Consider the following 10,958-nt stretch of genomic DNA (forward strand, 5'->3'; position numbering starts at 1 on the left):
ATCCATATTTTTTTCTTGAATCACCTTGATTTTTAATTTATTCAAGCTATAGTGGACAGTGTCCATTAAATTGACATTTACGGGGGGCGCTGGATATGAACATCGGGGCAGGTACGGCGGACAACGCGAGCTCTTATCGCGTCGGCACACTCAGTTACACCACCTTCGGGCTGGTGAACCTCTTCATCTGGATGCTGTGGGGCGACTTCTGCTTCAGCATGATGGAACTGTTGATCCCCAATCTGCTGCCGCTCTACCTGCGGATGCATGAGGCGCCGAACTGGCTGATCGGGCTGATCGTCGGCAGCGTTCCGGCGGCGATCAATTTTGTGGTCAACCCGATCATCAGCACCCGGAGCGACCGCACCCGGACCCGCTGGGGACGGCGGATTCCCTACCTCTTCTTCGCCACGCCGTTCGTCACACTCTTCCTGATCCTGCTCGGCTGGAGCGACGCGATCGGGGAGACGGTCCACTCGCTGCTGCTGCCGCAGAACAGCTGGATCACCGTCTCGAAGGTGGTGATCGGCTTCATCGTGGTCTTCGCGGTGGGGTTCCAGTTCTTCAACATGTTCGTCTTCTCGGTCTTCTACTACATCTTCGCCGACGTGGTGCCCCGCCCGCTGATGGGGCGGTTCATGGCGCTCTTCCGGATGGTGGGGACCTGCGCCGGGTTCATCTTCCAGCGCTACATCATCGGCCACGCCGAAACCCACATGGCCTGGATCTTCACTCTGGTGGCGCTGGTCTATCTAATTTCGTTTCTTCTGATGTGCGTCTTCGTGAAAGAGGGGGAGTATCCGCCGCCGGAGCCGCGCAAAGGCAACATGATCGGCACCTACTTCCGGGAGTGTTTCAGCCTCTCCTTCTACCGCTGGTTCTTTCTGGCGATCGCCTGTAACGACGCCTCGACCGTCTGCCGGACGATGTTCAATCTGCTCTTCGCCAAGGAGGCGCTGGGCATGTCGGTCGATCAGTTCGGCAAGATCATGAGCGTCAACGCGGTGATCAGCTTCTTCGTATTGATTCCGATGGGAATCCTGGTCGACAAGTTCCATCCACTGCGGACCTACATGGCCGGCGGCATCCTGATCGTGGCGGCGAACGTCTTCGGCTTCTTCTTCGTGCGCGACTACACGAGCTTCTACATCGTCTCGGTGATGCTGGCGCTGGTCTACGTGATCCAGAATGCGAGCAAACTGCCGATGTTCGTCGCCCTGCTGCCGACGACGCAGTACGGGCAGTTCTCGTCGGCCAACGCGATGGTGGTTTCGATCTTTCTGATCCTCGCCAACGCCGGCGGCGGCGCATTCGTCGATCTGCTGGGCTACCAGTACATCTATGTCTGGGACTTCCTCTTCACCGGTCTCGGACTTTTCGCCCTCTTCATGCTCTACTGCGGCTGGAAGAGGCGCGGCGGGCGCGAATCCTACACGCCGCCGCTGGCCGGAGAGGGGGCCTGATTTCCCGGCAGAACGAAGAAAAAACCCGGATTCTCCGCTTTTTTTTCATTTTTTTTCGATTTTTTTTGATTTCGGGGGCGCATTTTCACAAAAATGAGCTAAATTACATATTCGAGTAATGACTTGGTTCATTCAATATCAGAACAACGAGAGTGCAACATGGGTAACCTTAAGAAGAAACGGCGGAAGAAGATCGCCAAGCACAAACGCAAGAAGCAGTTGAAGGCGTTGCGGCACAAGAAGAAGTAAGCCGCCCCGGGGAATTTTTTCCCGGTAAACTGCGACGCCCGCTTCCGTTTTCGCTGATTGCGATGCCGGAAAGCGGGCGCGTTTCTTTTTACAAGCGAGGTGAATCGATGAAAAAAATCATAGCAATGGCATCCATGGTCCTGTGTTCCGCGCTGGCGGCGATGGAAACCGGAATCGGCAGCGACCAGACGAATGCGGAAAATCCGGCGCCGCCGATCGACCGCCGGGTTTCGAAGGAGGGGGCGGCGCGAATCCGCGCGCTGGAGAACTTCATCGCCGCCATGCGGAACCCGCGTTCCCCGGAACGGGCCCGCAAACTGCTCGAAGTGCTCAAAGCCGACCCGACCACGCGAGTGCCGCTGAAAGCGATTGCGGAAAGTCTCCGCTCCCGCGAGGAGGCGAAGGAGATCGCGCCGGAATTGAACGCGATTTCCGCCGCACATCCGCAGGAGCTCCCGCTGGCTCTGCTGGCGGCGGGAATCGACCGGCGGGCCGGAAATCCCCCCGCGGAACGGGCGGAACGGCTGCGGAAGACGCTGCAATCCGTCACGGCTCCGGAGAAACTCCCCCGTCAGGAGCTCAATCTCTGGCTCGCCCTCACCCAGTTCTATCTGGATACCGCGCTGGAAAGCGAGGAGTATGAAGCGGCGGAGGAGTGGATCTCCGACGCGCCCCGCCCGGTTACGCCGGAGGCGGCCGACCGCCAGATGCAGATCTTCGCGGAGTTCTACCGGGTCGCGGCGGCGCGCCTGCCGGAAGAACGCCGCTGGTTCGGTCTGCTGCCGGGGGAACGCGAGGAGTTTCTCGACCGCTACCGGGAGCTCATTCAGGAGCTTGTCCGGCGGGAAGATCAGTTCAATGCGCCCGGGCAGTACATCAGCCGGCTCGGCTTCTACGAGAAGGTCGGCGAGGCACGGGAGGCGCTCCGGCTCGCCCGGGAGTTCTACCGCAAGTATCCGTCGAAGGAGTCGCTGACGATGCTGGCCTATGCGGCGGTTGCGGTGCCGGACATTCCGGCGATGGAGGCCGCGCTCGCCGAGATGAAGAAGAGCTATCCGGATCTGGTCAAACTCGGGGAACTTCTCTACGCCGGCGGTCTGCTCGACGCGGGCGACGTGGTCCGAGCGCGGGCGCGGCTGGACCGGCTCACGGACCCGGAGGCGCGCTTTGAATTTGAGCTGCAGCTTCTGCGGAGCGAGAAACAGTTTGCGGAACTTCGCGACCGGCTCCTCGAGCGGCAGAAGAGCGGCGGCGAACTGACTCCGCTGCATTTCCAGCTGCTGTTGATGGCGGCGGAGAATCTTCGCGACCCCGCCCTGCTGGAGAAGGTGCGCAACGCGCTCGCCGCCCGCGGCGAACTCCGCCATCCGGACTACGCGAACTCGATCGGCTACGTCAGCGCGGAGCTGAACGTCAATCTGGAAGAGGCGGAAAAACTGATCCGGCAGGCTCTCTCGGTCGACGCGAACAACCCGGCGTATCTGGATTCGCTGGCCTGGGTGCTGTTCCGCCGGGGGAAATTCGACGAGGCGGATGCGGAAATCCGCCGGGCAATCCGTTTTGCGCGGCCGGGGCAGGAGATGGGCGTCCTCTACTGGCATGCCGGCGAGATCGCGGCCGCCCGCGGCAAGCGGGATGAAGCGCGCCGCTTCTATCTCATGGCGCTGGCCGAACGCGACCGGGAACTCGACCGCGCCGCCGTCGAAAAGCGGCTGAAAGAGCTGGAGTCGGAACAATGAAGTCCGACCGGAAAATTCCGTTTCTGGCCGGACTTTCGCGCCGGGGCCTGCGGGAGTGGATGTCCTCGGAGGGGCAGCCCGGCTACCGGGGAGAACAGGTGGCGGACTGGATCTTCGGCCGCGGCGTGATTCAGCCGGAGCAGATGACCAACCTCCCCGCCAGTCTGCGGCTGCTGCTGCAGGCCCGGTTTCACGCGCCGGGCAGCAGTGTAGCGGAGGTCTCCTCTTCCGAAGACGGCACGGAGAAACTGCTGATCGAACTCTTCGACGGCGAATCGGTCGAAATGGTGCTGATTCCGTCGGAGGAGCGGCTGACCTTCTGCCTGAGCACCCAGGTGGGCTGCCCGGTGCAGTGCCGTTTCTGTGCAAGCGGGCGCGACGGACTGGTGCGCAACCTCTCCGCCGGCGAGATCATCGAGGAGTTCCTGCTCGGTTCGGAACGGGCCGGGCGGCGGCCGGACAATCTGGTCTTCATGGGGATCGGCGAAGGGCTGCTGAACTACAATGAACTGGTGAAGGCGCTGGTTCTGCTGAGTTCGCCGGATGAGTTCGGCATGTCGCCGCGGCGGATCACCGTCTCGACCAGCGGCTATGTGCCGGGGATCCTGAAGTTCGCCGAGCTGGAACGGGAGTTCAATCTGGCGATCTCACTGCACGCGCCGGACGACGCGACGCGGTCGAAGCTGATTCCGCCGCCTTTCTGTTATCCGGTCGCGGAGATCATGGCGGCGGCGGACCGCTACCGGGAACTTGCCGGGCGGATGGTCACGCTGGAGTACACCCTGCTGAAAGGGGTCAACGACTCAATTCCGACCGCGCGCAAACTGGCGGCGCTGGCGCGGAGCCACCACGCCAAAGTGAATCTGATTCCGTACAACGCGACCGACACCGAATTCCAGCGGCCGGAACGGCGGGTGATCGAAGCCTTCGCCCGGACGGTGGAGGAGGAGGGCGCGCATGTGACGGTCCGGGTCGAACGCGGCGCGGAGAGCACGGCGGCCTGCGGTCAGCTCCGGCGGCAGGAGGGCTGATCCCGGAACCATTTCGGGACGCCCCGGGCACGCAGCCGGGCGACGGTCCGTTCCCGCCGGGCCCGGAGCGTTTCACACGAATCGTCGAGGCGGGGATCCCGGTAACAGACTCCGGCGGTGGAGCATCGCAAAATACCGTACTCCTTTTCCGGCAGGGGCAGCGGCAGAAGCTCTTCGCAGAAACCGGAGACGGTGCCGCCGCGGCGCCGCCCGAAGGGGATCGATTCGCCGACCTTCAACCCGGCGCGCAGCAAAGCGGCGCGGTAGGGGAAGGCGCTGCAGTAGCTCACCATGACGCCGCGGGCGTCGAGTTTCCGCGCCAGAATCCGGGTGAAGTCGAAGCTCCACAGCTCCGGATTGCAGTCGGGGGAGAAGCCGTCCTGAAAGATCACGTCGAATTTGCCGGCGGCGTCGAATACCCGTTTTCTGGCGTCGCCGGGGAGCAGCCGAACGCGGGAGCGGCCCAGCCGGAACTCGCCGGAGCGTTTCAGGGCGGCGATCATCTCCCGTTCGAGTGAATGCTCCGGGTGGAGAGCCTCCGCCGCGTCGAGGACACGCGAATCCAGTTCCAGAGAAACGATCTCCAGCGGATTATCCGCCGTTTCGGCACAGCGCAGGGCGGCGGCGGTGTTGATGCCGAGTCCGAACCCGATCTCCAGCAGACGGACGGGGCCGTCGGCGAGCCGCTCCGCGAGGCGGGCCGGCTCCACGAACTTCCGCTCCGCCTCGGAGACCGCTCCGGCGAGCGAATGGAAGTGCTGGCGGTACCCGGGGTGGTAGAGGGTGAACGAACCGTCGGCGGTCCGGATGCCGGGGAAAATCTCCCGTTCGCCGCCGCGCCGGAAACTGTCGAGGAAGAATTCCAGGAACTGCCCCTTGCTCATCCACCAGTGCGGCGTTAGAATCTGCTTCGGCTCGGCTTCGGCAACCAGCCGCATGACCAGCCAGTCTTCCGGGAGGAGCCGCAGAAATCCGGCGGCCCAGCGGGCGTACTCATATTCGTTGAGCGGAACCGGTTTCACCGGGAAATCCGGCGAGGCGAGCGGCGTCCCCCGGAGCGTCAGGAGCTGGTGGAGCTTCACCGCACGGAACGGAAGTTGAGCGAGGCGGCGGGCGGTTTCGCAGAAATCCTCCTCGCTCTCCCCGGGAAGTCCGGCGATGACGTGGGCGGCGGTGGAGATTCCGGCGTCGTGCAGGCGGCGGACGGCATCTTCGACGGCGGCGAAGTTGTGGCCGCGCCGGATGAGTTCGAGCGTCCGGTCGTGGGCGGACTGCACGCCGAGCTCGACCCACACCTCGTATTCGCGGGCAAGTTCGGCGAGAAAGCGGACCGTCTCCGGCGGCAGGGCGTCGGGACGGGTGCCGACGATGACCACCTTGAACGTGGCCGCACAGAGCGCCTCCCGGTAGAGTTTCCGCAGTGTCTCGACCGGCGCGTAGGTGGAGGTGAACGCCTGAAAATAGGCGATCCACGGCGGTTCCGCCCCGTAGCGGGAACGGGCGAATTCGACGCCGGCCCGGACCTGTCCGGCAAGATCGAGGTTCCGGGCCAGATGGCGGGCGCGGCCGCCGTCTTCGGCGCAGAAGACGCATCCGGGGCCGAAGCGGTCCGGGCGGTTGGGGCAGCCGAGCGCGAGATCGAGCGGAATCCGCTGGAGCCGCCGGCCGTACCGGGCGGCGATATCGTCGCTGAAAAACCGAATCTGCTGCATTCTTCCCTGCTCCTGATGGAAAGCTCTTCCTGCCGGACAAACAAACGGCGTCCAATATACCACCGCCTCCAGCGGATTGCAACCCCGGCGGTGCTCCTCCGTACGTCGGCGCGCGGTTCCCTCTTTTCTCAGCCGCGGAACCGGTCAAGAAACTCCACATTTCCTGTCAAAGTGATTCGTATTTCCGCCGGGAAGTGCTATTTTAGTAACAGGAAAAAATAGACCGGAGGAGTCCGGAGAGGTTCAGATTTCTATTGCGAGGTGTATTATGAAGATCGTCATTGTCGGCGGCGGAGTTGCCGCGTTCGAAGCCGCGCTTTCCGCCGGAAAGGCCGGAGTTCCCTGCGAAATCACGCTCATCTCGCGCGAGAAGGTGCTGCCCTACCGGCGGCCCGCCCTCTCCGGCATGGTCGCCGAACCGCTGCCGGATGCGCAGTTCTACATCAAGCCGGAATCGTTCTATCAGGAGAAGAAAATCGACGTCCGCCTCGGGATTGCGGCGCAGTCGATCGACTGTACGGCGAAAACCGTGCAACTTTCCGACGGGAGCGAAGTTTCCTACGACCGTCTTCTGCTGGCGACCGGGAGCCACTGTTTTCTGCCGCCGATTCCGGGGATTGATGGCAAGAACGTCCTCTCCCTGCGGGAGATCAGCGACCTGGAGGCCATCCGCTCCCGGCTGGAGAGCGGTGTCAAGCGCGTCGCCGTCATCGGCGGCGGACTGCTCGGCCTGGAACTCGCCCAGAGCCTGCTGGAGCGGGGCTGCGCTGTCACGGTAATCGAGGGCGGCGCCTCCCTTCTGCCGCGCAACCTCGACGCGGAGGCGGCCGAAGTCGCGCTCCGCGAACTGGGGAAGATTCCGAACCTGACGCTCAAATTCGGCGCGGTCGTCAAGGAGATCACCCCGGCCGGGGTCCGGCTCGAAGCGGAGGAGATTCCGGCCGATCTGGTGATGGTTTCCGCCGGGACGCGGGCGAACATCGAACTGGCCGCCGCGGCCGGGTTGAAGTGCAACCGCGGCATCGTGGTGGACAAGCGTCTCCGCGCGTCGCAGCCGGATGTGTTCGCCGCCGGAGACTGCGCCGAGGTGGAGGGGACGCTCTACGGGCTCTACGGAGCGGCGCGCGCGATGGGGCAGGTCGCCGGGAAGAACCTCGCGGGCGGTGAAGAGACCTTCCTGCCGGAGGCGTTTCCGGCCCGGCTCAACGTGTTCGGGCTGAAAATCTTCTCGGCCGGTGTTCTGAAGGGGGCCGAAGCGAAATCGGAGACCTCCTCCGACACCGGGGCCTTCCGCAAACTCTTTTTCGATGCGGCGGGGAAACTGGTCGGCTGCATCCTGATCGGCGACCTGAAGGATGCGTTGAAACTGCAGGCGGAAATCGACGCCGCTCCGGCCGGACAGGCCTGAGTCAGACAAGCGTTTTCACACTTTCCCGCTCGATCAGGAGATAAGGAACCCGGACGTCGCCGGCAACCGGTTTGTGATCGATCAGCCGGTCGAGCAGGGTGATCGCCTCCCGGGCGAGTCCGCGAAAGTCCTGCGACAGGGTGGTGTGCGCCGGGATCAGCCGTTCGCTGATTCCCGGAAACTCCATCGAGAGGACGGAGAGCTCCTCCGGCACTTTGATGCGAAGGCTGTTGAGCTGCTGCGCGACCGACAGCCCGTTGGTTTCCCCGGCCGCGATCAGCGCGGTAACTCCGCATTCGACCCAGCGGCGCAGATCGGGGAAACGGCCCTGATCCCGGAAGAAACTGAAGGCCTCCGGCTCACCCACGCCCCGCCGCCGCAGCGCATCGCAGAACCCTTCGTACCGGTGCGATGTGTAAACCCTCTCGTCGGCACGGTGGACATCGGAGATAAAACCGATCTTCCGATGCCCCTGTTGGAACAAATAATCGACCGCCAGCTCCATGCCGGCAATGCCGTCGGAACTGACCGAGTAGATGTTCTCCCGATGGCAGCTCGGCCGATTGAGACGGACCAGCGGGAAATTGCTGAACTCCCCCCAGAACTCGTTGAGATGGTCGTTGATCGAAACCGAAATCGCTCCGGCGATGGCCCGACTGCTCAGCAGTTCGAGATCTCTGCTGGAGATAAGTTCCACCCGGTACCCTTGGAGCGATATCTCCTCCAGCAGAAAGGAGAGCAGACTGCCGAGATAGCCGGAAAGGTTGATTTCAAAGATGATGAGGGCGACGGTCCGCCTTCCGTCGGCGGGCGCGAGCGGATACCCCATCCGCCGGGCCGTTTCGATCACCCGAGCGCGGGTGACCGGGTGAACACGCGGGTCGTTGTTGAGAACGCGCGACACCGTGACGTGGGAAACCCCGGCGGCCGCGCCCACCATCCGACTGGTGACCTTTTTCATGGAACTGCTCCTCTTTCCTGATTCCTGCGGCGACATCAGAACCGCACCCTGTCTTTGCCGGAACGGCGGCGCCACTCTTCCGGCGTCATCCTGAACCGTTTCAGAAACTGGCGGTGAAGATAGTTCGCCGAACGGTACCCCGCCATTTTTGCCACCTCGTCCACCGTCAGGAGCGAACGCTCGAGAATTCCGGCCGCACAGTCGAGCCGATAGCGGTTGAGCAGTTCGGGGAAGGTCCGGCCGAACTCCCGGCGCAGCAGCTGGCTGGTGCGCGACACCGAAAGGCCGAGTTCCGCGGCCAGATTCTCGAGAGAAACCCCGGGCGAGCGGAAATAGCGCTCCATCCACCAGCGGATCTGCTCCCCCCGGCCGCCGCGCGGACCGATTCCCGGCAGGAACTCCAGCCGCCGCCGGATCGAGTCGGCGAACAGCGAGCCGAACCAGAAAAGATCCGGCGGCAGTTCCGCCTCCGGGGGAGAGACCGTCTCCATTCCCCGGGGCTGAACCACCCCGCTCCACCCCGTTTCCGGCGGACGGAAGGGGCCGAGAAACATCACGCCGGCCGGAGCGTCGAACTTCATCAGCGGGAACACCGCCTCGAACACTCCCGCATGGCAGAGTTTTCCAAACGGCCGCCCCGCCGCCAGACGCGGCTGGATCAGCCGGGTATCGCACAGGACGCACCGTTCGTAACATTCGGCGCTCCGGGAACGCATCGTCTCGCAACAGGGCGCGAGGTGGTGCAGCGGCAGCTCCTCCGGTGCCGCCAGCGCGGTGATCTCGCCGGTCAGGTCGTGAAATGCAACCCGGCAGTTCAGCCGCTTCTCGAACAATGTGATCTCTTCGCGCAGATTCATTCCGCCTCCGATGTGGATATTTATATAATAATTGCAGAAATGGAAATTGTCAAACCGAATGAATTCTCTTATACTATAAGAAAAGCAAAATTCATGGAGGAAGACAATGGAACAACTCACCATTCATAGGAACATTCCCGTCAAATACACCGCTGACCTCTGTATTGCAGGTGCCGGCCCGGCGGGGATCGCCGCCGCGGTCACCGCCGCCCGCCGGGGAGTCCGCGTCCTGCTGATCGATCATCTGGCGATGCCGGGCGGCATGAGCACCGCGGCGCTGGTGCCGGTCTTCATGCCCTGCTCGGACGGGGTGAACTTTCTCGCCGCCGGGTTCGGCAGCGAGGTGATCGACCGGTTGCAGAAGTTCGCCGCCCGCCGGAATTTCGACAGCGGTCTTGCCATCAACGCCGAACACCTCAAGCGCGTCTACGACGATCTGCTCGCGGAGTCGGGGGTGAAGCCGCTCTATTACACCCGCCTGATCGACGCGGTGGTGGAATCCGGCCGGATCGAAGCGCTCCTGTGCAACGGACCGAGTGGAAATTTTGCGATCAAAGCACCGATTTTCATCGATGCGACCGGCGACGGAACCCTATCGGTCATTGCCGGTGCGCCGTTCGAGTTCGGCGGCGAAAACGGCGAGGTGATGCCCTCCACCCTCTGTTCGCTCTGGGCGGGGATCGACTTTGCCGCCTACCGGGCGGGAGGGGCCTTCAGCCACAACGACGACAAGATGCTTGCGAAGCTGGAGGAGGCGTTTCAGCGGGGGGAACTCTCGGTGCCGGACTTTCACCACACCGGTGTCTTCCGGGTCTCCAACGTGGCCGCGGTCGGCAACATCACCCATGTCTTCGACGTCGACGCCACCGATGAACAGTCGCTGACGCGCGGCGTGATCGAAAACCGCCGCCTGCTGGCGGAGTATGAGGAGTTTTACCGCCGCCAAGTCGCCGGATTCGCCGAAGCGGAGATCGTCGGCTCCGGCTCGGTGCTGGGCATCCGGGAGTCCCGCCGGATTCTGGGCGATTACGTGCTCAACCGCGACGACTACGAAGCGCGGCGCGATTTCCCGGACGAGATCGGGCGGTACAACTTCCCGGCGGACATCCATCCCCCGCGGCCTGGCAAGGAGGAGGTGATCGCCCACAAGAAACTGTTCCGCTCCTTCTGCTGCGGCAGGGGGGAAAGCTACGGCATCCCCTACCGGACCCTGCTGCCGCGCGGCGTGGAAAACCTGCTCACCTGCGGCCGATGCGTCAGCTGCGACCGTCATGTGATGGCGTCGCTCCGGGTGATCCCGGGCTGTTACATCACCGGTCAGGGAGCCGGCATGGCGGCAGCACTCGCTGCGGCCGCCGGAACTGTTCCGCGCAAGATCGACACCGCCGCGCTCCGGAAAGAACTTCGTGGAATCGGCGCATTTTTTCACTGAGAAAAGAAGGTCTCCGCCGCCGGGCTGCGCTTGCGCTGGCCCGGTATTTTTTTGAGGAGGAGCGAAGCGGTTTGCTCGGGAAATCGGCTTATGTAGGGGGGAAACA

Annotated in this window: 9 protein-coding genes; 6 read left to right on the plus strand and 3 right to left on the minus strand. The window is 63.3% G+C overall.

The window, feature by feature from the left end; all coding sequences use genetic code 11:
- The first annotated feature begins 95 nt into the window (after positions 1-95).
- The 4 genes from ACMLHG_RS09255 (at position 96) to rlmN (ending at position 4,482) form a co-directional block, all read left to right on the plus strand.
- Positions 96-1,463: an MFS transporter gene (locus ACMLHG_RS09255; protein ID WP_295808057.1), complete on the plus strand. Its 1,368-nt coding sequence runs from the start codon at positions 96-98 to the stop codon at positions 1,461-1,463.
- Positions 1,464-1,622: 159 nt separating this feature from the next.
- Entirely contained in the window at positions 1,623-1,712 is a 90-nt protein-coding gene (locus ACMLHG_RS09260) for an AURKAIP1/COX24 domain-containing protein (protein ID WP_294433504.1), read from the plus strand.
- 107 nt (positions 1,713-1,819) lie between these two features.
- Entirely contained in the window at positions 1,820-3,451 is a 1,632-nt protein-coding gene (locus ACMLHG_RS09265; protein WP_417170308.1) for a tetratricopeptide repeat protein, read from the plus strand.
- Positions 3,448-4,482 (plus strand): 23S rRNA (adenine(2503)-C(2))-methyltransferase RlmN, encoded by a 1,035-nt coding sequence (gene rlmN / locus ACMLHG_RS09270; protein WP_294433508.1) that lies wholly within the window; start codon positions 3,448-3,450, stop codon positions 4,480-4,482. Before ACMLHG_RS09265 ends, rlmN begins: the two co-directional genes overlap by 4 nt.
- Here the strand turns inward: rlmN and ACMLHG_RS09275 are convergent.
- Complete coding sequence (locus ACMLHG_RS09275) at positions 4,458-6,194, minus strand: TIGR01212 family radical SAM protein (RefSeq protein ID WP_417170309.1); 1,737 nt, start codon at positions 6,192-6,194, stop codon at positions 4,458-4,460. The genes rlmN and ACMLHG_RS09275 overlap by 25 nt on opposite strands.
- A 268-nt stretch (positions 6,195-6,462) precedes the next feature.
- Here ACMLHG_RS09275 and ACMLHG_RS09280 point away from each other — a divergent pair, with 268 nt between their 5' ends.
- Positions 6,463-7,602 (plus strand): NAD(P)/FAD-dependent oxidoreductase, encoded by a 1,140-nt coding sequence (locus ACMLHG_RS09280; protein ID WP_295808064.1) that lies wholly within the window; start codon positions 6,463-6,465, stop codon positions 7,600-7,602.
- Between the two features lies 1 nt (position 7,603).
- Here the strand turns inward: ACMLHG_RS09280 and ACMLHG_RS09285 are convergent, their stop codons facing one another.
- Together ACMLHG_RS09285 and ACMLHG_RS09290 are read right to left on the minus strand one after the other, a co-directional pair.
- The gene (locus ACMLHG_RS09285; protein ID WP_417170310.1) at positions 7,604-8,563 is read right to left on the minus strand and encodes a LacI family DNA-binding transcriptional regulator; all 960 of its coding nucleotides are present in this window, start codon (positions 8,561-8,563) and stop codon (positions 7,604-7,606) included.
- A gap of 35 nt (positions 8,564-8,598) precedes the next feature.
- Positions 8,599-9,420: a helix-turn-helix transcriptional regulator gene (locus ACMLHG_RS09290; protein WP_295808069.1), complete on the minus strand. Its 822-nt coding sequence runs from the start codon at positions 9,418-9,420 to the stop codon at positions 8,599-8,601.
- Between the two features lie 106 nt (positions 9,421-9,526).
- Here ACMLHG_RS09290 and ACMLHG_RS09295 point away from each other — a divergent pair, with 106 nt between their 5' ends.
- Positions 9,527-10,852, plus strand: a complete 1,326-nt coding sequence (locus tag ACMLHG_RS09295; RefSeq protein WP_417170311.1) for an FAD-dependent oxidoreductase — start codon at positions 9,527-9,529, stop codon at positions 10,850-10,852.
- The last annotated feature ends 106 nt before the right edge of the window (positions 10,853-10,958 follow it).

Origin of the sequence: Victivallis sp. (assembly GCF_048170485.1) — a bacterium.
Lineage (GTDB): Bacteria > Verrucomicrobiota > Lentisphaeria > Victivallales > Victivallaceae > Victivallis.